Genomic DNA, 22709 nt, shown 5'->3' with positions numbered 1-22709 from the left:
CTCGTCCTCTCCCCGCCGCTCATCAGCGGGGGGAGGTCATCCTCCGATGACCTTCAATTCCTTTCTGTTCCAGGCCATCAACGGATTGTCATCGGCATCCGGGCTGTTTTTCGTGGCAGCCGGGCTGTCGCTGATCTTCGGCGTCACCCGGATCGTCAACATCGCCCACGGGTCCCTCTACATGATCGGGACCTACATCGCTTATTCGATCGCCACCAAGCTTGGCGGCGCGCTAGGTTTCTGGGGCGGCATCGTCGCCACCGCTCTGCTGGTCGGCGTGATCGGCGCGGCCATCGAGATCGTGCTGCTGCGCCGGATCTATCGCGCGCCCGAACTGTTTCAATTGCTCGCCACCTTCGCGCTGGTGCTGGTCATCAACGACGCGACGCTGTGGCTGTGGGGGCCGGAAGACCTGCTCGGTCCACGCGCGCCGGGCCTCACCGGCTCGGTCGAAGTGCTCGGCCGCAGACTGCCGACCTATGACATTTTCCTGATCTTTATCGGCCCCTTCGTGCTGTGGATGCTTCACCTCGCGCTGGCCAAGACCCGCTTCGGCCGGTTGATGCGCGCGGCGACCCAGGACCGCGAAATGGTCGGCGCGCTCGGCGTCAACCAGGCGATGCTGTTCACCGGCGTGTTTGCGCTCGGCGCCTTGCTCGCCGGTCTCGGCGGCGCGCTGCAGATCGCGCGCGAGCCGGCGACGCTGGCGACGGACCTGATCGTGATCGGCGACGCCTTCGTCGTCGTCGTGGTCGGCGGCATGGGCTCGATCTCCGGCGCCTATCTCGCCGCGGTGATTATCGCCGAAGTAAAGGCGCTGTGCATCGGTCTAGGCGTCGTCAGCTTCGGCGGCTTCTCGGTGAACTTCTCCAAGCTGACGCTGGTTGCGGAATTCCTGGTGATGGCCGCGGTGCTGATCGCGCGCCCCTATGGTCTGCTCGGCCGCGAGCAGGTGGTGGTGCGCAGCGTTTCCGAGCCGGAGGAGCCGATGCGTCCCGCCACGGCTTCAACCAAGATCGCCGGCCTCGTGCTGCTGGTCGTGCTGGTCTGCCTGCCGCTGATCGCGAAGAACTCGCCGTATACGCTGGTGCTCGGCATCGACGTGCTGATCGCGGTGCTGTTCGCCACCAGCCTGCATTTCATCATGGGGCCGGGCGGCATGCATTCGTTCGGTCACGCCGCGTACTTCGGCCTTGGCGCCTATGGCGCAGCGCTGCTGGTGAAGTTCTTCGCAGCCCCGATGGGCCTCGCGCTCGCCGCCGCACCCGCGCTGGCGCTGCTTGGCGCACTGTTGTTTGGCTGGTTCGCCGTGCGGCTGTCCGGCGTGTATCTGGCGATGCTGACATTGGCCTTTGCGCAGATCGTCTGGGCCGCGGTGTTCCAGTGGGAGACGCTGACCGGCGGCTCCAACGGCGTGCTTGGCGTCTGGCCGTCGGCGCCATTCGACAGCCGCGGGCCGTTCTACTTCCTGACGCTGGCGCTGGCCGCCGTCGGCGTGCTGTTGCTGCGCAAGTTCCTGTTCGCACCGTTCGGATATGCGATGCGGGCAGGGCGGGATTCCCCGCTGCGCGCCGAAGCGATCGGCCTCGACGTCAAGCGCGTGCACTGGCTGGCCTTCGCGATTGCCGGCGCGGTGTGCGGCATCGCCGGCGGACTGTTCGCGTTTGCCAAGGGCTCGATCTCGCCGGAGACGATCGGGGTCAGCCGCTCGATCGACGGCCTGGTGATGGTGCTGCTTGGCGGCATCCAGACACTGACCGGCCCGATCGTCGGCGCATCGGTCTATGCGGTGCTGCAGGATTACATGATGCGATCGACGGAATACTGGCGGGCGCTGCTCGGCGGCATCATTCTGTTGCTGGTGCTGGCGTTTCCGAGCGGCATCGTCGGCGGCTTCCTCAAGCTGGTCTCGCGTCGGAAGGCTTCGTCATGAGCGATCTGGCCATTCGAAAGCTCTCCAAGGCGTTCGGCGGCGTCCGCGCCGTCAACGAAGTGTCGTTCGACATCAAGCGCGGGGAGTTTTTGGCGCTGATCGGCCCCAACGGCGCCGGCAAGTCGACGTGCTTCAACATGATCAACGGCCAGCTCGCGCCCGACTCCGGCGAGATCTCGTTCGAGGGCACCGAGCTCGTCGGCAAGAAGCCGCGCGAGATCTGGCGGCTCGGCATCGGCCGCACCTTCCAGGTCGCCGCCACCTTCAATTCGATGACGGTGGTTGAGAACGTGCAGATGGCGCTGATCTCGCACGCCCACCAGACCTACAGATTGTGGAAGCCGGCATCATCCCTGCACCGTGCGCGCGCACTGGAACTGCTGGCGCAGGTCGGCATGCAGGACGCTGCCGACCGGCCGAGCCGCGAACTCGCTTACGGCGACGTCAAGCGCGTCGAGCTGGCGATCGCGCTGGCTAACGACCCGCGACTGCTCCTGATGGACGAGCCCACTGCTGGCATGGCGCCGAAGGAACGCAATGATTTGATCGCGCTGGTGAAGCGGCTGGTGATCGAACGTGGCATCTCGGTGCTGTTCACCGAGCATTCGATGGATGTGGTGTTCGCCTTCGCCGACCGCATCATCGTGCTGGCACGCGGCCGGCTGATTGCCGACGGCGATGCCAGGTCGATCCGCGATAATCCGCAGGTTCGCGAAGTGTATTTCGGCACTGGAAAAACCTTTGCCAAATCGGAGGCTTCCTCATGAGCGCGCCGATGCTGACGGTCGACAATCTCGGCGCTTCCTATGGTGCCGCACAGATCCTCTACGGGCTGAGCCTCGAAGTCGGGCGCGGCGAAGTGGTGGCGCTGATGGGCCGCAACGGCGCCGGCAAGACCACCACTATGAAGGCGATCATGGGTCTGATGGCGCAGTCGTGCGGTGCCATCCATTTCAACGGTACCGACATCTCCGGCAAGCCGCCGTTCGAGATCGCGCGGCTTGGGCTCGGCTTCACGCCGGAAGACCGCCGCATCTTCTCGGACCTCACGGTGATGGAAAACCTCGACATCGGCCGCCAGCCGCCGCGCCAGTTTGCCGACGGTGTGCCCGCGCCGGTCTGGACCGAAGCCAAGTTGCTTAAACTTTTTCCCAATCTTGGCGAGATGCCGCATCGGCCGGGCGGCCGGATGAGCGGTGGCGAGCAGCAGATGCTCACCGTGGCGCGCACGTTGATGGGTAATCCGTTATTGATCCTGCTCGACGAGCCCTCGGAAGGCGTAGCCCCCCTGATTGTCGAGCTGATGGCCAATACGATTCTCGAATTGAAGAACGCTGGCGTCTCGATCCTGCTGTCGGAGCAGAATGTCCATTTCGCCGAACTGGTTTCGGACCGCGCCTATGTACTGGAGAAGGGACAGATCCAGTGGAGCGGGCGCATGGCGGAACTCGCGGATAATATCGAGATCCAGCGCGCATATCTGACCGTGTGAGCGTGTGGAACAGCTTTTATTGCAACCGAAGATCGTTCATAGTTTGCAGGTGATGTCAGGGGCAATTCGATGCAGAAGCCGGGTAAGCTGAAGGTCCCGGCGGGCACCGAACCGCCGTCGGACTATGTCATCGATACTCAGGTCGGTTTCCTGATGCGGGTGGCGATGCAGCGCCACACCTCGATCTTCATGACCAACATGATCGAGGATCTCACGCAAACCCAGTTTGCCGTGATGGCGAAGTTGCATGAGGTCGGGCCCAGCTCGCAAAACCATCTCGGACGTCTGGTCTATCTTGACGCCGCCACTATCAAGGGCGTGGTCGACCGCTTGGGCCTGCGCGGCTTCATCATCACCGGCTCTGATCCCACCGACCGCCGCCGTCGCGCGGTGTCGCTCACCGATAAGGGCGCCAAGGCAATCGAGGCCGCGACCCGCGTTGCCGCCGAGATCAGCGTCAAGACGTTGCGGCCATTGACGGCGGAAGAGCAGCGGACTCTGACCAGGCTGTTGAAGAAGATTACGTGAGCTGAAAGTAGGTGGCCGAGTGCGCCTGCACTCAGTTGTCATCAACCGCGAAGGCGGTTGATCCAGTAGACGTTGTCAGTGCCGTTCCCTTACCGACACCTGCGTGTACTGGGTCGCCCGGTCAAGCCGGGCGATGACAGTGGAGTTTGCTGAAGCTGCTAACCATCACTCGCGTTCCCGCAACAACTCCCGGATCCTCTGCGGCGAAACCGGCAGCTGCGTGATGGCGCCGGGCTGGCTCAGCGCGTCGTCGATCGCGGCGGCGAGCGCGGCGCCGACTGCGTTGGTGCCGCCTTCGCCGGCGCCCTTCAGGCCCATCGGGTTGAGCGGGCTAGGCGCGTCCTCGGAGACGATGACGTCAACATGAGGCACTTCGCGCGCCGTCGGCATCAGATAGTCCGCAAACGTCACGGCCAACGGCTCGCCGCGGTCGTCATAGGTGAACTCTTCATATAGTGCGCCGCCGATGCCTTGCGCGACGCCGCCGACGATCTGGCCTTCGACGAGCATCGGGTTGATTGCCTTGCCGACGTCATAAGCCACCAGATAGCGCTCGATATCGATCGCGCCGGTGTCGCGCGCCAGCGAGACCACGGCGACATGGACGCCATAGGGATAGGTCATGTGGGCCGACTCGAAGGTGGCCTCGGCCGACAGGCCGGGCTCCCGGTCGCCGAGCAGTTTTGAGCCGGGCGCCAGCGCCGCAGCGATCTGGCCGAGCCCTACCGAGGGGCCGACCATGCTGCCGGTCTGCACGATCTCGCCATCGACGATATCGAGTTCGCCGGTCGGCAACTGCATCAGCTCTGAAGCTGTGCTCAGAACCTTGTCGCGCAGTTTGAGCGCGGCCAGCCGCGTTGCCTCGCCGGTCATCACGCTGACGCGCGAGGCGAAAGCACCGAGGCCGCGCCCGATGCGGTTGGTCTGGCCGTGGATCACATTCACGCAAGCGTAGGTGACGCCGAGCGTGTCAGCGCAAATCTGCGCGATTACCGTCTCGACGCCCTGACCGACGGAGGCCGCGCCCGTGACGACCTCGACGTAGCCCTTGGTATCGATCGTGATCCGCACGTCGTCGAACGGGCCGAGCCCGCTTTTTTCCACGAACATGGCAACGCCCGCGCCGACCAGCTCGCCGGCCTGCCGGCGTCGCCCGATCTGCGCCTGCAATTCGTCCCAGCTGACGCCGTTCAGCGCCTTGTCGAGTAGTCCTTCATAATCGCCGGAGTCGAGTACGATATGGGTGCCGAGCGTTTCCAGCGCGCGCGTCACCGGCATCTCGCTCTTGTCGATCAGATTGCGGCGACGGACTTCAACTGCATCGATGCCGATCTCGGCCGCGATGGCATCGATCAGGCGTTCGCGCACAAACGTGCTCTCATAGCGGCCGGGCGCCCGGTAGGTGCCGCCCGGCGTCTTGTTGGTGAGGCGGATGTGGCCGGTGGCGCGGTAGGCCGGCACGCGGTACGGGCCGGGCAGCATCGCCGCGGCGAGGTCCGGCACCGTCGCGGCATGCGTGCGCATGTAGCCGCCCTGATCGTGGAAGAATTCGTCGTCGATCGCGAGGATGCGGCCGTCGGCATCGACCGCGGCCCGGATGTGATGGGTCTGCTGCCGCGAATGGTTGGCGGCGATCAGGTGCTCGCGGCGGTCCTCGATCCATTTGACGGGCCGGCCGAGCCGCATTGCGGCAAGACACACCAGCACGTCCTCCGGATACAATTCGCCGCGCACGCCGAAGCCGCCGCCGACATGACCCTCGAACAGGTTCATGCTCAGCGACGGCCGGCCGAACATCTTGGCCAGTTGGTCGCGATTCCAGTGCGGCACTTTTGCCGCGCCGTACATTTCCAGCATGTCGGTCGCGGTATTGTAACGTCCGATCGCGCCGCGGGTCTCCAGGGGCACGCCGGAGTGCCGGCCGATCGACAGCGACAGGCTGATCGTGGCATGCGCCGCGGCAAACGCCGCCTCGACATCGCCATAGCCCTTGCGGATGATCGCCGGCTCGGTCGGCAGCCCCTCCCGGAATTCACCGGTCGGACCGTCGGCGTCGAGGATGACGGGTAGTTCCTCGATCTCGACGACGACAAGTTCAGCGGCGTCTTCGGCGAGGTAGGGATCGTCGGCAAACACCACGGCGACGGGATCGCCGACATAGCGCACGCGGTCGCTCGCCAGGATGGTCTGGCGATAGGCGGCGAGCGCTTCGAGCTTGGTCAGGCGGAAGTCGATCGGCGGGATGTCGGCGACATCCGCAAAACTCCAGGCCGCATGCACGCCGGGGATCGCCAGCGCCGGCGCCAGATCGACCGACAGGATCTTGCCGTGCGCATAGGTCGAGCGGACCACGCGCATGTAAAGCTGGTTCGGGAAGTTGACGTCGGCGGCGAACAGGCCCTGGCCGCGCAGCAGCGGGCCGTCTTCCTTGCGGGTGACGGACTGACCGACCAGCTTCTGTTTCGCCTGGGCGTTCACGATTGCCGCATCTCGATGGCGGCGGCGCGCACCGCCTTGATGATGTTCTGATAGCCGGTGCAGCGGCAGAGATTCGACGACAGCACGTCGACCAGATCATGATCGGAAATGTCCGGCTCCTTCTCCAGCACGCCGACGGCGAGCATCAGGAAGCCCGGGGTGCAGAAGCCGCATTGCAGGCCGTGGTTCTCCATGAAGGCCTTCTGCATCGGGTGCATCTCGTCGCCTTTGGCGAGACCTTCGATGGTGCGGATTTCCTTGCCGGCCGCCTGCTGCGCGAACATCAGGCAGGAGCGCACGGGATCGCCGTTGACCAGCACGGTGCAGGCGCCGCAGACGCCGTGCTCGCAGCCGATATGGGTGCCGGTCTGGCCGCATTCCTCGCGAATCGCATCCGCCAGCGTGCGGCGTGACTCCACCGAGATGGCGTGGTCGCGGCCGTTGATGTTGAGTGTGATGTTGGTCTTGTCGGTCATTTCAGTTTTCCGCTGCTGCGCAGGGCCGCCCGAATCCGCTGCGGCGTGGCCGGCATTTCGTCGATGGAAACTCCGAACGAGGAGAGCGCGTCGTTGATCGCCGAGATCACCGCCGCCGGCGCGCCGATCGCGCCGCCTTCGCCTAGGCCCTTGGCCTTGGTGATGGAATTGCCGGTCAGCGTCTCGATGTGGTGCAGCTCGATCTCGGGGATTTCCCGCGCCGTCGGCGGCAGGAAGTCGGCCAGCGTGCTGCTCATGATATTGCCGGTCTCGTCATAGATGATTTCTTCCAGCAGCGCGTTGCCGATGCCCTGGGCAACGCCGCCATGCACCTGGCCGTCGGCGATCATCGGATTGATGATTAATCCTGCGTCTTCGGCGACCAGAAATTTCTCGACCTCGACGCGGCCGGTGTCGATGTCGACCTCGACGATCGCGACATGGCAGGCGTTGGAGAAGGTGCCGGAGGGATCGTAGGTGCCGGTCTCGGTCATGCCGGGCTCGATCGTGCCGTTGAAAATCTGCAATTGGTGATAGGCGGCGCGCGACAGCGCGGCGATGGTGATCGAGCGGTCGGTGCCGATCACATGCGCCGAACCGGATTGCAGCGTGATGTCCTCAGGCGCTGCTTCCAGCATGTGGCTGGCCATCTTGACCAGCTTGGCGCGGATTTTTTGCGCGGCGATCAGGCTGGCGCCGCCGGACAGGACCAGCGAGCGGCTGGCGAAGGTGCCCCAGCCATAGGGCGAGCGGTCGGTATCGCCATGCACGACGTTGATGAACTGCGGATCGATGCCGATCTCGTCGGCGATGATCTGCGCCAGCGAGGTGCGAAGTCCCTGGCCGTGTGGGGACGAGCCGATCCGCGCCTCGACGAAGCCGGAGGGATCGATCGTGAGGTGCACGGTCTCGAAGCCCGGCGAGATCGCCATACCGCGCGCAGCAAAAGCGGGCGTGCCGTAGCCGGTACGTTCGGAGAAGGTCGCAAAGCCGATGCCGAGATAGCGCCCTTTGTCGCGAGCCATCTTCTGGCGCTCGCGAAAATCTGGCAGGCCGATTGCGGCGATCGCCATCTCCATCGTCGCCTTGTAGCTGCCGTCGTCGAATACGAGCCCGGTCGCGGAAGTGTAGGGGAAAGTATCGATCAGGTTGCGGCGGCGCAGTTCGGTCGGCTCGATGCCGAAGGCGCGGGCCGCCTTGTCCATCAGCCGTTCCAGCGCAAACGTGATCACCGGGCGCGACACGCCGCGATACGGCGCTATCGGGCAGGTGTGGGTCAGCACGCCGCGCGACCGGCAGTCATAGCTGCGGACGTCATAGGGGCCGGGAAGTTCGGCCAGCGCCATCAGGGGTTCGACGCCGCAACTGGTGGGGAAGCAGGAGTAGGCGCCGACATTGGCGACGATATCCCCGGACAACGCGAGCAGCTTGCCATCGGCATCGAAGGCGCCTTCGAGTTCGACATGCTGGTCGCGGCTGTGGAAGCTGGCGATCAGGTTTTCACGGCGATCCTCGGTCCATGCCACCGAGCTGCGCAGCTTTCGCGACAGCCACACCAGCAGCACATATTCCGGCGCCAGTGACATTTTCTGGCCGAACCCGCCGCCAACATCGGGGGCGACCACGCGCAAATCGGATTCCGGCATGCCGATGAGGTCGCAGATGGCGGTGCGCACCAGATGCGGCATCTGCGTCGTGCAGGTCAGCGTGACCCGGCCGGTCGAGGCGTCGTAAGCCGCGTGGCCGGCGCGAGCCTCCATAGGCGCCGCATTCTGCCGCCTTGAGCGTCCATCGACGCGGATGATGGTGTGGGCGGACTTCCAGACATCGCTAAAATTCGGCGTGGTGATGCGGCCTTCGACGATCACATTGCCGGTCGCTTCGGCATGGACCCGCGGCGCGCCGTCGGCCAGCGCGTCCATGCCGTCGATCAGCGCCGTCGTCCCTGATATCTCGACTTCGACCTGTTCGGCGATATCTTCCGCGAGGTCTTTGCTGGGGGCATAGACCGCGGCGATTGGCTCGCCGGTGAAGCGCACGACGCCATCGGCCAGCACGGGCTGCGCCACCGGGACATAGTTGAACTTGCTGAGCATCGGCCGGATCGGCTTCAGCGCCTTGAGATCAGCCGCGGTGATGATACCCGCGCCATCCGGCGCCGTGATGTTCTGGATCGTGCCGGCCGCGACACTGCTGCGCACGAAGCGCACCCAGTGCACCGCAGGAAGGTCCGCGGTGAAGCGGCCTTGTCCGGTGACGAGGGAGGGGTCTTCGACGCGGCGCATCGAACGCCCGACCCAGGTGCCGGAGCCCTTGGTGTGAACCGTCATGCTGCGGCGCGCTCCAGCGCGCGGCGCGTCACGGCGCGCACCAGATCGCAGCGATACTCGGCCGTGGTCTGGATATCTTCCAGCGGCTCGATCGCGTCGGCGGCGGCCTCGCCGGCCGCGACGAACAGTTCGGGCGACGGCGTCTTTCCGTTCAGCACTGCCTCGGCTTCCGGTATGCGTCGCGCGCGATCCTCGGCGCCGCCGATTCCGACATGGGCGTCGACCATCAAGCCGTTCTCGATACGATAGGTCACCAAGGCTGCGGCCATCGCGAAATCGCCGGCGCGGCGGCTGAATTCATAGAAGCCGAAGCGGGTGTCGGCCGGCAGCAGCGGCAGCCGCGCTTCGGCCAGAAACTCGTCCTCGGCCAGCGAAGTCGACATGATGCCTTCGAGGAAGTCTTCCACCGCCACGATTCGCTCGCCGCGCACGCTCTTGACCACCAGCTTCGCGCCCAGCGTCGCTGCGACCAGGCACCATTCGGACGACGGATCGGCGTGGGCGAGGCTGCCGCAGAACGTGCCGCGCATCCGGATCGGGTAGTGCGCGATATGGCCACAGACAAACGACAGCAACTGGCCGAGCACGCTGGGGATCACCGGCTTGTGGAACGCGCCGTGCCGGACCCGCGCACCGATCGACAGATAGTCGCCATCAACCGCGAGCCTGTCGAGGCCTTCGACCTCGTTGATATCGATCAGATGCGTCGGCCGCGCCATCCGGAACGCCATGATAGGCACCAGGCTCTGGCCGCCTGCCAGGATACGGCCATCCTGCGGCGCAAATTCCGCCAGCGCGCTGACGACTTCCTCGACCGTGCGCGGGGTATGTCGGGTGAAAGGAGCCGGCTTCATCGGAAACCCCATGCAGGAAGGCTGTAGATCGCTTGTATGCTAACAATCGTCCCCTGGAAGTCAATCTGATCCATTGGCGCAAATCGGGGCGTTTGCTGCCTTCATTGGCAGCGCATTTCGCGCGGTTAGCAAGGCGCTGCCGGGGCTGGAATTTGATAGTGGGGCGAACCACATCGAGCGTCGTTTCCTGGATAGATCGAGGGGCAGTTTCAGCTACAGTATCCCGGTCGGCCCAATGCATTGCGCACTGCACAACATTATCCAGTCTTTCCGCTTCCGTCGCGGTCGAGCGCGAAGTCTTCCAGCAACACGGAGTGCTCGCCGGCGATCGCCCCGCAGATTAGCTGCGCCGCCATGTAGCTGAAGGTGATGCCGTTGCCGCCATAGCCGTAGGCGGCATGGACGCCTTTGTGGTGCGGCACCGGACCGATCAAGGGCAGGCCGTCGCTGGTGGTATCGAAGGTGCCGGCCCAACGATACTCGATGTCGAGTTCGGCGCGCGGCCACAGCGCTTTCAGTTTGGCCGACAGAGCGCGCGCCTTGACGGGGATTAGCGCATCGCGGGTATCGGGTTCGATGATCTCGTCGCTGTCTTCGCCGCCGATGATGATGCGGCCGGCCTGGGTGGTCCGCGCATAAAGATAATCCTTGTTGTCCTCCCAGATCAACGCGCCGTCGCGCCATAATTTGTCCGGCTGCGGGCGGGTGGCGATCGCCCAGCTAGACGACGGCTTCTGTACGGTGGCGCGAACGATGTCGGGCATCACATAGCCGGTGGCCAGCACCACATGGCGCGCCTCGACCATGCGGCCATCGCGCAATTGCACACGAACGGACTGCGCGGCTGAATCGAAGGCGACGGCTTCGCCCTCGAACAGGCGCGCGCCGCGGCTGATCGCAACCCTCAGCAATCCGCTCGCCAGTTGCAGCGGATCGGCATCGGCCGATCCCGGCGAGAGCATCGCACCGGCGCGGGCGATCTCGTATTTCGACAGCAGTATCCGGTGGTCGAGAAATTGGCCGGGCAGCCCGGCGCGCAGCCGCAACGCGTGTTCGTCGGTCAGTCCCTTGGCGCTGTCGCCGGCGGCCAGATATAGCGAATCCTTGTCGCGCATCTCGCAGGGCAGGCCGAGTTTGTGCACCAGCGACTTGAGTCCGCGCACCGCCTGATGACTGGCGCGATAGGTGCGCGCGGCGCGCTCATATCCGTAGAGACCTGTCAGTTCGACCAGCGAGCGATCGATCTCCCACAGCAGCATTGAGGTGCTGGCAGCGGTGCTGCCTTTGCCGGGCGGTTCGCGGTCGATGACGACGACATCGAGGCCCTGCCGCGTCAGTTCTTCCGCGACCAGCGATCCAGTGATGCCGCAACCGACGATCAACACGTCACAGCGGATGTCTTCGGTCAGCGGCCGGCGGACAGTCCGCACCAGCCCTGCAAACCACGGCGAGCATCCGCCGCGCAAATCCGCTTGTTCGGTGGTGTCGGAATCGAATTGGGAGATGGGAGCACCAGAGCCAGTTGAAATCGCATGTTAATTTTCACAGCGGCATTCCGTTCCAGTTGGCGAGCCGGCCATTGGTCGCTGGGCATATCGCGCTTAAATCGGCCATAAGCCGCCCATTCCCCTGGCTCCCGACACTTCGCGCCAGCTGTCTTTCTGGAACTAGGCCATTGAAGTATCAGGATACGCACAATCGACATTGTGACCACCTGCAGCGCGCAACGCCCCCGCTGTCGGGGTGTGGACGTAGCCTGTTTCTACAAGGCCATGGCGGTCGACTTGGCATGACGTCGCCGAGCCCTCAATTCACGGAATGCTTGGTTCTCGTAACCAGACGAACATGATCATTTGTACATTCGACGTGCGCCTTTGAAAAAGCGGACGCTCGACCAGACCGGACGTTGTCTGGTGTCTGGGTAGGTTTCCTTGCTTGGGCTTGCGGACCAACTTGCAATAGAAATCCAGGCCCGCAACTGAGAGTCGGCGCCGCAATGATCCGGCGGGCTCCCTGTGTAACGGTTCGCTGCAATTCCGGCATCATGCAAATGCACGAAGACATCATTCGGGATGGTGGTAGCGTCCGGCGCTTGGACCCTCGGGGATTTCTTCGTGCTCAACGCAGACACAGATTCCAGCGATACCTATCGCATGAGCCACCAGGCTGCGGGTGCTCGCCCCGCATACGACAGAACCTATGAATTGGGCTACCACGCGGCGCTCTGGCGGAAAATCGAACGGCCCTTGCTCAAAAGCATTTTGCGTCCCTTAGGTGGGCGCGAGCGAACAAGCCTGGATTTTGCCTGTGGAACCGGGCGCATTACGCGGGTTGCAGCGATGTTCTTCGGCTCGGTCGTCGGTGTCGACGTGTCGGAAACTATGCTTTCTGGTGCCTCGGTCCCCGAAAACGTAACGCTCCTTTGTCTCGACATCACAAAAATCCCTCTCGAGCGGACATTCGACGTCGTCACCGCGTTTCGGTTTTTCCTGAATGCTGAAGACGCTCTCAGACGGGAGGCGTTGCAGGCGATCTATCAGCATCTCCGCGAGGGAGGTGTTTTGGTGTGCAACATCCACCTGAATACAACGTCGCCCATGGGATTGTTCAGTCGTTTCCTGAACTGGGCCTATCCGAAAATTCCTCGAAACACCCTGACTCTGAAACAGTTTTCGAAGATGCTGACCGAGGAGGGATTTGAGATCGTGGATACGAAGTCTTACGGCTATCTCCCGCGACCAGGCCGTTTCTTTCCACGCCTCTGCCAGGTTCTGATTGAGCCATTCGAAAAAGCGTGCCGCAAGCTTAAGATCCCCGGATGGTTTGCGGAGAGCTTTGTCATCGTGTCGCGAAAACGATAAGCGTCACGGGCATCCAGGTATTGCGTCCGTTGTGATTCTAGCGGCCGTACTCTTCGCCTCGAAGAATCTCTGCTCTCATCGGTAGAGCGTACATCCTCGCAGCGGTACCTCTTTCCGGAACGGAGAGCGCTCCTGTATGTCGGTAGTGCCGTGTGATTTACATTGAAGCGTTCACGTCGAATTTGGTTACTCACCTGCGAGGCGATGACAAAGTCGTATCACCGTACCGATCTGCGACAACGAGGACGATCATCATTCAAAACAAGCTGCGAACTCATTGAAATCATTCTGTGAGGTAATCGCGTGTTGGCAACGATCCCAAGATTTCAGCACAACAAACTCTTTGTTTTGACCAATAACGCACCCAACTCCCGCCTTAAACTTTAACCAAACGTGCATCACGGCGCCTCGATCAAAACGTGGCGTTGGTTGTTCACTAACATTCACAATGGCGTTGGGGACTTCGTCAATACAAGAGAACAGGGGAATAGTTTGGCAACATTACACTACGCATCCGGAAATAACATCGACACCAACGGTAACTTCACTCCAGCTCAAGCAGGCTTTAACCTCGCCGACGTTTCGTCGGTGGACCAGTTGAACGCATTGCCAGCGGGTGTGAAGGGTCTTGTCTGGCTCGATCAGGGCGATGGCGTCACCCAGAGTTTCATCGATGCCGTGAAACCCTACATCGGAAATCCGAACGCCTTCGGCTTCTTCCTCAAAGACGAGCCCGATCCTACGGGACAGTGGAATACGCTCGTGACGGCAGCAAACCTGAAGGCTGAATCGGATTATATCCACGCCAACGTTCCCGGCGCGAAGACGTTCATCACCATGATGAATATGGGGTCTTCAGACAATCCGAGTTTCGCGAACACCTACACTCCGGAAAACACCCATATCGATTTCTTCGGAATCGATCCGTATCCGGTACGGTCAGGCACCTCAACGGTCGACTACAGCATGATCGACAAGGCCGTAGCTGCGGCCGAGGCCGCAGGGATTCCGCAGTCTAACATCGTTCCCGTCTTGCAGACATTCGGAGGCGGTAACTGGGTCGACGACTCGGGAGGCCACTACGTAATGCCGACTGCCGGCCAGGAGCAGCAAATGCTTGATCATTGGGCGGCGCTGGTTCCGAATGCGGCCTTCGACTACGCATATGCCTGGGGTGCGCAAAACGGAGATCTGTCACTCGAAGGTTCGAAAGAGCTCCAGGACGTCTTCCTGAAACACAATACGGGTGGAACCACGCCACCGGTTGATGCCAGCACGGGCGGTGGCACAACGACCGGCCCTACATCGCCGGATGGGAGCACGCCACCGGTTGATGGTAGCGCGAGCGGTAGCACAGGGAACGGCTCGACATCTCCGAGTGATCCGACGACGGCGCCGACAACGGATGCCACTGGGTCTGGGCATCACCACCATGGGCACAGCACAGGGAGCGGCTCGACATCGTCAAGCGGAAGCACGCCGTCGGTTGATGGGAGCGCGAGCGGTAGCACAGGGAACGGCTCGACATCGCCGAGTGATCCGACGACGACGCCGACAACGGATGCCACTGGGTCTGGGCATCACCACCATGGGCACAGCGCAGGGAACGGCTCGACATCGTCAAGCGGAAGCACGCCGCTGGTTGACAGCACGATCGGGAGCACGACGCCGACCGACAACTCGAGCGGAGGCACAACGACCGGCTCGACATCGTCGAGTGGCGGCACGAGCGGTGGCATAGCGACAGGCTCTACCTCGCCGAGTGACCCGACGACTCCCCCGACCACAGATGCCACTGGGTCTGGGCACCACCATGGGCATGGGCTCGATTTCTCGCAACTTGTGAATGGCGGCACGCCTTCCTGGAGTGGGAATCACCATGCATCCACCACGACCGCAGCTGTCGGCACCGTGACGGATACGACTTCGAACAGTGTCGCCGACTCGGCTCAGTTGCCGCCGCCCGACCTGTCCGATCACCATGGTGTGCAGCACACGGATCATCACGCGTGGCACTGGTGAGTTAGGGGAAACCCTTTCTGTATTGAGGCCAGGCATACGCGCGGCACGCCGCGCGTATGCCAACAGGCTGCGGACCCCTCGCGACGACGAGTCGCCGCGAGGGGAGTACCGTCTCGCATGCTGCGGGATGTTGTAATGCGAGCGCGTAGTCGCGCTCCTTTTTGTCACATGAATTTTTTACCCGCTTACGCCGCCCGACCAGGGGTGGCCCGGATGTGCTCATGTACGCTTCAGTGAAACTACCCACGCTGGCAGACGCGTTCCGCCAGATACGTCCGGGCCTGCTTGCCGCCGGTGGGATATCTATATTCATAAATCTTCTGGTGTTCGTATCGCCGCTCTATACCATGCAAATCTACGATCGCGTGTTGACGAGCCGAAACGCGACGACTCTGTTGTTGCTTTCGTTGATCGCGCTCGCGCTTTTTATCAGCTACGCGGCACTCGAGCACTTTCGCAGCCGCGTTCTTGTGCAAACCGGAATTCGCTTTGACCAACTCCTCTCGGGAGAGGCTTTCGAAACGGCACTTGCGCAGGCGCTGCGCACCAGCAGCTCACATCATGTTCAGCTCCTGCGCGATGTCGACACATTGCGCGATGTCCTTTCAGGCGGCGTGATAACGTCGTTGATGGACGTACCGTGGACCCCGATCTTTCTCGGGATATGTTTCCTTCTTCATCCGTTAATCGGCATGGTCGCCCTTATAGGCGCGTTAGCTATCCTTGCCGTTGCCTTTCTCAACGAGCGCGTCACCAAGGCACCGCTGATCGCAGCCTCTTTCAAGAGCCTTCATGCTTTGGACCGGCTGACCTCTTCGCTTCGCAACGCGGAAGCGATTCGTGGGCTCGGAATGGGATCTGCTGTGCGCTCCGCCTGGAGCGCCACGCATGGCCAAGCGCTCGTTGAAAGCACCAAGGCCGGAGAGCGCGGCGGTACGTTGCTCGCAGTCTCCAAGTTTCTGCGGATGGCAGTTCAAGTGGCCATCATGGGCGTGGGCGCCTATCTGGCGATTCATCAGGAGATTTCGGGGGGCGTTCTGTTCGCCGCCTCCTTGATTATGGGGCGTGCGCTTGCACCGGTGGAGGCGACCGTCTCGCAGTGGAGGGCGCTCGTTTCGGCGCGCACCTCTTTCTCCCGCCTCAACGAGGCCTTTCGAACGCGAGCGACAGAAAGGCAGCCAATGCGGTTGCCGCCCCTGACCGGCGAAATCTCTGTCGAAGCTTTGACCGTCATCGTACCAGGATCGCAACTACCGGCCATTGCAGAAGTCACTTTCAGGCTCGCACCTGGCGAAGTCGTTGCGATCGTCGGTCAGTCCGGCTCCGGCAAATCGTCTCTGGCGCGTGCCCTGGTTGGGGCGTGGCCGGCTGCACAGGGATGCGTGCGCATTGACGGCAATGACATACGACACTTTGACTCCAATTTTCTCGGGCAAAGACTCGGCTACCTGCCGCAGGATGTTGAATTGTTCGCCGGTAGCGTCCGTGACAACATCGCCCGCTTCCGCGAGGAGGTCTCAGATGAAGAGGTCGTTGAGGCGGCGCAATTGGCCTCGGCACATGCCATGATCCAGCGGCTCCCGCAGGGCTATGACACCATCATAGGGGAAAACGGAGCTGGTCTTTCCGGCGGCCAGCGACAACGCATTGGATTGGCCCGTGCGCTTTTTGGCAGGCCTGTCTTCGTCGTACTCGATGAGCCAAATGCCAACCTGGATGGCGATGGCGACCGCGCTCTGGCTGATGCCATCCAAATGCTCCGGAAACGGCAGGTGACGATCGTGATCATCAATCACAGACCCAATCTGCTTTCATTGGTCGACAAGATTGTTTTTATGCATGAGGGACGCATCGGGCGCGCTGGTACGCGCGATGAGCTTCTTCCCTTGCTCGTTAGTGAAACCGTCGCGCCCGCACCCGCGCGCCGCGAAGGGCGGGTCGCGGCGGAACGTCACCATGCTGACGACGGCCAACGCCACGCACGTTTTCCGAACCCTGCGCGATCCATCCATGCGACGAGGCAATAATGAACGAAATTAGGCTGCGGGCAACAGAGACAGCTCTTCAAATTGAATTAACGCGCCTCAGCAAGCGCTTGAGAAATCGCGGCAAGATGCTTGGCGCGCATCGGTTCGTACGACAGTTCGTTGAGTTCAAGACACGGTCGTTGGCTTGGCTTTCAAGGACATGTCTTTCGATCGTGTCGAGCGAAAACGGAGGGAGCGGGAATGGCCCCCCGTCGGGCGATTGGCGCACACCTGCGAGACGAGGCTTTGGCGTCGTGTTCCTGACCTTTGGTGTGTTTGGTGGATGGGCTTGCATGGCGTCTGTTGATGGCGCGGTCATAGCTCCGGGCTCGATCGTCGTCGAGAGCGACCGAAAGACGGTTCAGCATCTGGAAGGCGGCATCGTCCAAGACCTGATGGTGACGGGCGCCGCCCATGTCAAACAGGGGCAGGTGCTGTTGCGCCTCGATTCAAGCCAGGAACGGGCACGGGAGGAGATGGCTCGATCGGCCGTGTATTCGGCAATTGCGGAGGAGGCACGCCTGCAGGCGGAAGCTGAGGGGAGCGACAAGGTTACATTTCCTTCCGAACTCATTCAGAAGAGCTCCGACCCCTCTGCGCAACGCGCCATGGGCGACCAGAAGCGACGGTTCGAGGAACGCCGCGCTGCACGTAAGATTGAGATCTCGATCCTTGAGGAACGGATCGGACAGTCGCAGCGGCAGATTGAGGGAAACGCTGCTCAGAGCAAGGGCGCACGCGCGCAGCTCGACAGTATCACGCAGGAATACACGAAGCTCAAACCGCTGGTCGAGCAAGGGATTGTTGCGTTTGCGCGGGTGGCCACGCTGGAGCGCTCCAAAGCCGAAACCGAGGGGCGGATGGGCGCATACGACGCCGACATTGCACGCTTCGGACGGACCATCGACGAAGCGCGACTACAGATCGACCAGGTCGGACAGAAAGTTCTGGAGGAGGCCACCGCCAAGCTTACCGACACCCGCGCCCAACTCGCCGATGCGCGAGAGAAGTGGCGCGTGACCGTCGAGGTTCTCGGTCGAATGGAAGTGCGCGCATCTCGCTCCGGACGCATCGTAAATTTGAAGGTTCACACGATCGGTGCCGTGGTCCGACCGGGCGACGTCTTGATGGAGATCGTGCCGGACAACGATGTCCTCGTGGTTGCCGCGAAAGTATCCTCTCTTGACATAAATCACGTCCAGATTGGCTTGCCTACGGAAGTGCGGCTTCCCTCGTTCAAGGCCCGCTCGACTCCGATCGCCGTCGGCGAGGTTCTTTCGATTGCGGCTGATGCGGTTCGCGACGAGGCTACCCATCAGCCTTATTACGAAGTCAAAGTTTCAGTGCAGGTGACGAAATTTCCTGAGAAAGTCCGAGAAAAGCTCAAGCCGGGTATGGTGGCCGACGTCCTGATCGCGACCGGCGAACGCACCGTTCTTGCCTATCTGACGCAGCCGATGACGGATGCGATACGGCGCGGCATGCGGGAAGATTGAGGAGGCCAACCGGCGCGGCGACTTGCCGAGGCCTCGCCGGCGGCTCCTTCAACTCAGCACGACAGTCGTTGCAGCGATGCCAGGCATTGCAGATGTTGGAGCCGAAAGGCAGCTGCGCATGCGACGAAGCGACGCATGTGTCGGGTTCGGTCTCCGTTCGCCCGGTATCGCGGGCCTTCTGCGAGAGATTCTGACCATCATCGAGGCTTGGGATCATTCGAATGCAGGATGTCGAAATTTCCGTGGGAGGCGATAAACGGTCTTGAGTTCGGCAAAGGTGCTCCATGGCTGGGACCTATCTGCAATCAGAATTGGTGGACCGGCAGACCGACACCTTGAACTGGTCAAAAGTCGCCGACTACATTTTGGATAGGGATGGTCCTCTCCTTCGCCCGTATCGACCGATGGGTTTCGATTTCGCGAGCGTTTGTATTTTCGACCATCTGAGAGACATTGCTGAGCAATATCCCGATAAGCTCGCGGTCAGTGATGGCATCAATCGACTGACTTACTCCGAGCTTTTCTCTGCGGTTGAAAGCTTGTCCCGGCGGATCGCCACCGACGTTGTCGACGGACAGGCGGTCGGGATACTTCTTGCCAGCTCGGTCTGGTACCCGGTGGCGTTGCTGGCAAGCATGGCGGCCGGCCGGCCTTCGGTTCCGTTCGACACGAGAGATCCGGGTTGGCACATTGGAGAGATCGCGGTTGCCGCGCGGCTCTCGGCCGTCATCGGCGCGGGCAAGGTCCGCCACGCCGGATTGTCGCAGAAGGTCCAATGGATCGATGTGGCTGCCGACCTCGTGACGACGGACTCGCGGACGCCCCCGTCACATCTGCCCGATGTCGTCTCCGTCGATGCGCCCGCCATCGTGCTCTATACCTCGGGCAGCACCGGACGCCCAAAAGGCATCGTCAACAGTCAGCGCAGCCTGTTGCGGCGGGTCCAGCAATATGTCGATGCCTGCCATATCAATTCGGAAGACGTCGTCCTTCTCTTGACCGGGCCGGCCACCATCGCCGGCTGCCGCGATATTTTCGCCGCCCTTCTGACCGGCGCTACGCTGCATCTCCTCGAGGTCGAGGCAGTCGGGCTGCGCGTCGTTCGCCGTCGGATGCAGACCGAAGGCGTGACGATCGCCTATGTGGTGCCGACGTTGCTTCGCGCGCTCATGGCCGACGACGACCCAGCCGACGCCTTCAGGTCGCTCAGGGTTGTCCGGATCGGAGGCGAGAAGGTGGCGTGGACCGACATCGCCCTGTTACGCAAGAACGTTTCCAACGCCTGCCTGATTCAGATCGGCTATTCCTCAACGGAGTCGACCGGTTCTCAATGGTTCGTGCCGCGAAACCTGTCAGATCATGGCGCCTCGGTCCCGGTCGGTTGGTTGCTTCCGGGGATCGCGTTCGCGATCGTCAACGAGGAGGGATGTCTCCTTGAGCCGGGCGACAGCGGTGAACTCCTGATCAAAAGTCCGGATGTCTCGCTCGGCCATTGGGAGAACGGTGCTGTCGTCCCCTCCGACTCCGATCCGGACGTTCGAATTTTTGCGACGGGTGATCTCGTTCAGCTCGACGATCTCGGCCTGCTGCGGATCATCGGTCGGAAAGGGCGCCAGTTGAAGATTAACGGGCGACGCGTCGAACCCGCTGAACTCGAACATGTCTTGCGTTGCGTGCCCGCCGTGGAAGACGCGGTGGCAATCGCAACGGCGGCGAACGAACTGGTCGCGTTCGCCGTTCCCCGGCGCCCGACTGGCATGGACCTTGCGGCTGAACTCGGCCAAATCGTCAAGCAGAAACTGCCGCCGCCACTGCGGCCGCTGCGGCTTCACACGATTGCCGATATCCCGCGTCTCCCGGGCGGAAAGGTCGACGTGGCGAAGCTCAGGGAGCTGGATCTGTCGGCTCGAAAGACCGCACCAAATCCGCAGCCGGCCAATGCCGGACACGAGTTGACGACTCATCAACTCGTGCAGGATGCATGGACGAAGATTCTCAACACCCGCGAGACCGCGGGAAGCTGGGACGAAGCTGGAGGCGATTCACTAAAGCTGCTGCATTGCGTCATAGAGATCGAGAGCGCCACCGGGCAGGAGCTCTCGGCCGAAGCCTTCACCGTCGACATGACAGTCGCCGAGATGGTCAAGGCGATTGTGTCAGGTCAGACAACCGGTCAAGTCGTGCGCCCGCAAGCGGATGCATCTCCCATCCTTTTCCTGTTGCCCGGATCCGTTGGCTACGGTCCGAGCATGGCGTCCTTTGCAGCGGCCATGGGCAAGGTCGCTCGGGTCACCCCGATCAAATACCCCGACCTCCGAAACATCCTCGACGGAAAGAACACGGTTACCGCCATGGCCGCCGTCGCCGTCGAGCAGATTCATCGGACCCAACCCGTAGGCCATGTCCGCCTTCTCGGCCATTCGCTTGGTGGGGTGGTGGCGTTTGAAGTTGCGGCGCGGCTGCTGGAAGCGGGACGGTCCGTCAAGTTCCTGGGGATTCTCGATACGTCCATCGTGAACGAGCGCCGCGATTATTGGGAGACGCTCACCCGCACATTGCTGCGGATGCGGACAAATCGCGTCAACGCTTACCGGTTGGCTTGCCGGGTCCTTGCAAAAGGTACCGTCGCAATCGGCTGTGAGGCGCGGCTTGCCTGGTTCCTTGATCGCTATAGTCGACGGAAGTTCGATGCCACCTGCTTCCGAATTAAGCTCGAACTGCAGGAGGTATTGCGGTCCCGGGCTTTCTTCCAATGGTTGGCAGAGCCGAAACCAGTCTTGCCGATCGCGGGCACCGTGTTCCGCTGCGACCGAGAGGGAGTGCCGCAATCGCTCGGCTGGGATCGCAACTTCGCAAGCCTGGACGTGGTCCGAATTGCAGGCGGCCATCTCGATCTCGTCGTCGAGCCCCACCTCGCCACGAACCGCGTCTTGATCGAGAAGGCGGTCGCGCAAACCTACGCGTCAGTCGAATACTGCAAACCGGAGGCGCGGTCATGAACGTCGCTGCGCGTATCCCGACCAAGCCGGAATTCAGCAAGGACGCATTGGTGCTCGATGCCGCCGCGGAGGTCGAGCGGATCGTCGAAGCATTACGCAAGCAGGTCCTCGGCGCGTTAGGGCGTCGCGGCGCGGTCATCGGTCTTTCCGGCGGTATCGACAGCTCCGTCGTCGCGGCGTTGTGCGTGCGTGCATTCGGCAACGACAAGGTCCTGGGCGTCTTCATGCCCGAGCACCATTCTTCGGACGATTCGTTGAGACTGGGCCGCAGTTGCGCGGCTCAGCTTGGCATCAGCACCGTGCTGGAAGATATATCGTTCGCCCTCGAGGGGCTCGGCGCCTATCGCCGGCAGATCGAGGCGATCCGGACCGTCGTTCCTGAATATGACGACGGCTGGAAATGCAAGCTGGTGCTACCGTCCGTTCTCGCCAGCAACGGACTGAATATCACCCGTCTCACGGTTCAGAGCCGCGACGGCACCCGCACCGTGCGTCTTTCCTCGGACGCCTATCTGCAGATCGTTGCCGCGACCAATTATAAGCAGCGCGTCCGCAAAATGACGGAGTACTACCACGCCGACCGCCTCAGATACGCGGTCGTGGGCACACCGAATCGTCTCGAGCACGACCAGGGCTTTTTCGTCAAGCAAGGCGATGGGATCGCGGACGTGATGCCGATCGCGCACCTCTACAAGACGCAGGTCTACCAGCTGGCGGAATACCTCGAGGTCGAGGAGGAGATCCGGCACAGGCCGCCGACCACGGATACGTTCTCGATGCCGCAGAGCCAGGAGGAGTTCTACTTCGCGCTGCCTTATCACCTGATGGATCTGTGCCTCTACGCCGTGAACCACGGGATTCCCCCAGACGAGGTCGCAGGGATTGTCGGACTCACGGCAGCGCAGGTTGAGATGGTCTTCAGGGATATCGACGCCAAGCGTCGTGCCACGCGCTACCTCCACGCACGACCCATGCTCGTCGCTCAAGTGTTCGAGGACTGACCGGCATGTGCGGTGTCGCAGGAATCGTGTCGTTAAGCTCCGCCGCAGCGCCACCTTCACGCGAGGCGTTGATGCGCATGGTCGGCGCGCTAGCCCATCGCGGTCCCGACGAGCGGGGCCTGTACCGGGACGAACGCGCGGGACTGGCACATGCCCGCTTGTCCATCATCGACATTTCGAGCGGCCAGCAGCCTCTCGCGGATACGAGTGGC

The 22709-nt window shown here is 62.3% G+C and carries 15 protein-coding genes and 1 pseudogene; 11 read left to right on the top strand and 5 right to left on the bottom strand.

Features of this window, described 5'->3' with window-relative positions; all coding sequences use genetic code 11:
- The first annotated feature begins 46 nt into the window (after positions 1-46).
- The 4 genes from JWQ24_RS20665 (at position 47) to JWQ24_RS20650 (ending at position 3953) form a co-directional block, all read left to right on the top strand.
- A complete protein-coding gene (locus JWQ24_RS20665) occupies positions 47-1933 on the top strand; it encodes an ABC transporter permease (RefSeq protein WP_299812086.1) in 1887 nt (628 codons plus the stop codon).
- The gene (locus tag JWQ24_RS20660; RefSeq protein WP_299812084.1) at positions 1930-2700 is read left to right on the top strand and encodes an ABC transporter ATP-binding protein; all 771 of its coding nucleotides are present in this window, start codon (positions 1930-1932) and stop codon (positions 2698-2700) included. The genes JWQ24_RS20665 and JWQ24_RS20660 overlap by 4 nt, the downstream gene beginning before the upstream one ends.
- A complete protein-coding gene (locus JWQ24_RS20655) occupies positions 2697-3425 on the top strand; it encodes an ABC transporter ATP-binding protein (protein ID WP_299812082.1) in 729 nt (242 codons plus the stop codon). Before JWQ24_RS20660 ends, JWQ24_RS20655 begins: the two co-directional genes overlap by 4 nt.
- A 69-nt stretch (positions 3426-3494) precedes the next feature.
- Complete coding sequence (locus JWQ24_RS20650; RefSeq protein WP_299812080.1) at positions 3495-3953, top strand: MarR family transcriptional regulator; 459 nt, start codon at positions 3495-3497, stop codon at positions 3951-3953.
- 165 nt (positions 3954-4118) lie between these two features.
- Here JWQ24_RS20650 and JWQ24_RS20645 read toward each other — a convergent pair whose 3' ends face one another.
- From JWQ24_RS20645 to JWQ24_RS20625, 5 genes are all read right to left on the bottom strand, one after another.
- Positions 4119-6431: a xanthine dehydrogenase family protein molybdopterin-binding subunit gene (locus tag JWQ24_RS20645; RefSeq protein ID WP_299812078.1), complete on the bottom strand. Its 2313-nt coding sequence runs from the start codon at positions 6429-6431 to the stop codon at positions 4119-4121.
- A complete protein-coding gene (locus tag JWQ24_RS20640; protein ID WP_299812075.1) occupies positions 6428-6907 on the bottom strand; it encodes a (2Fe-2S)-binding protein in 480 nt (159 codons plus the stop codon). Before JWQ24_RS20640 ends, JWQ24_RS20645 begins: the two co-directional genes overlap by 4 nt.
- Positions 6904-9237, bottom strand: coding sequence for a xanthine dehydrogenase family protein molybdopterin-binding subunit (locus tag JWQ24_RS20635; protein WP_299812073.1), 2334 nt, complete (start codon positions 9235-9237; stop codon positions 6904-6906). The genes JWQ24_RS20640 and JWQ24_RS20635 overlap by 4 nt, the downstream gene beginning before the upstream one ends.
- The gene (locus JWQ24_RS20630; protein WP_299812071.1) at positions 9234-10091 is read right to left on the bottom strand and encodes an FAD binding domain-containing protein; all 858 of its coding nucleotides are present in this window, start codon (positions 10089-10091) and stop codon (positions 9234-9236) included. The genes JWQ24_RS20635 and JWQ24_RS20630 overlap by 4 nt, the downstream gene beginning before the upstream one ends.
- A gap of 257 nt (positions 10092-10348) precedes the next feature.
- The gene (locus JWQ24_RS20625; protein ID WP_299812069.1) at positions 10349-11521 is read right to left on the bottom strand and encodes an FAD-dependent oxidoreductase; all 1173 of its coding nucleotides are present in this window, start codon (positions 11519-11521) and stop codon (positions 10349-10351) included.
- A 684-nt stretch (positions 11522-12205) separates the two neighbouring features.
- Here JWQ24_RS20625 and JWQ24_RS20620 point away from each other — a divergent pair.
- The 7 genes and pseudogenes from JWQ24_RS20620 to JWQ24_RS28605 all read left to right on the top strand — a co-directional run.
- Positions 12206-12952, top strand: coding sequence for a class I SAM-dependent methyltransferase (locus JWQ24_RS20620; RefSeq protein ID WP_299812067.1), 747 nt, complete (start codon positions 12206-12208; stop codon positions 12950-12952).
- A 492-nt stretch (positions 12953-13444) separates the two neighbouring features.
- Positions 13445-14974, top strand: a complete 1530-nt coding sequence (locus tag JWQ24_RS20615; RefSeq protein WP_299812065.1) for a calcium-binding protein — start codon at positions 13445-13447, stop codon at positions 14972-14974.
- Between the two features lie 221 nt (positions 14975-15195).
- Positions 15196-17001, top strand: a complete 1806-nt coding sequence (locus tag JWQ24_RS20610; RefSeq protein ID WP_299812063.1) for a type I secretion system permease/ATPase — start codon at positions 15196-15198, stop codon at positions 16999-17001.
- 173 nt (positions 17002-17174) lie between these two features.
- Positions 17175-18497, top strand: a complete 1323-nt coding sequence (locus tag JWQ24_RS20605) for an HlyD family type I secretion periplasmic adaptor subunit (RefSeq protein ID WP_299812258.1) — start codon at positions 17175-17177, stop codon at positions 18495-18497.
- A gap of 284 nt (positions 18498-18781) precedes the next feature.
- Positions 18782-21496: an AMP-binding protein gene (locus JWQ24_RS20600; RefSeq protein WP_299812062.1), complete on the top strand. Its 2715-nt coding sequence runs from the start codon at positions 18782-18784 to the stop codon at positions 21494-21496.
- Positions 21493-22497: an NAD(+) synthase gene (nadE, locus tag JWQ24_RS20595; protein ID WP_299812060.1), complete on the top strand. Its 1005-nt coding sequence runs from the start codon at positions 21493-21495 to the stop codon at positions 22495-22497. Before JWQ24_RS20600 ends, nadE begins: the two co-directional genes overlap by 4 nt.
- Positions 22498-22502: 5 nt before the next feature.
- A pseudogene (locus tag JWQ24_RS28605) lies at positions 22503-22709 on the top strand (asparagine synthetase B); the annotation flags it as partial.

It is taken from the genome of Tardiphaga sp., from assembly GCF_028290495.1.
Taxonomy (GTDB): Bacteria; Pseudomonadota; Alphaproteobacteria; order Rhizobiales; family Xanthobacteraceae; genus Tardiphaga.
The sequence above is the reverse complement of the archived record's forward strand: the minus strand, read 5'-3'. Positions and strand labels throughout refer to the sequence as shown.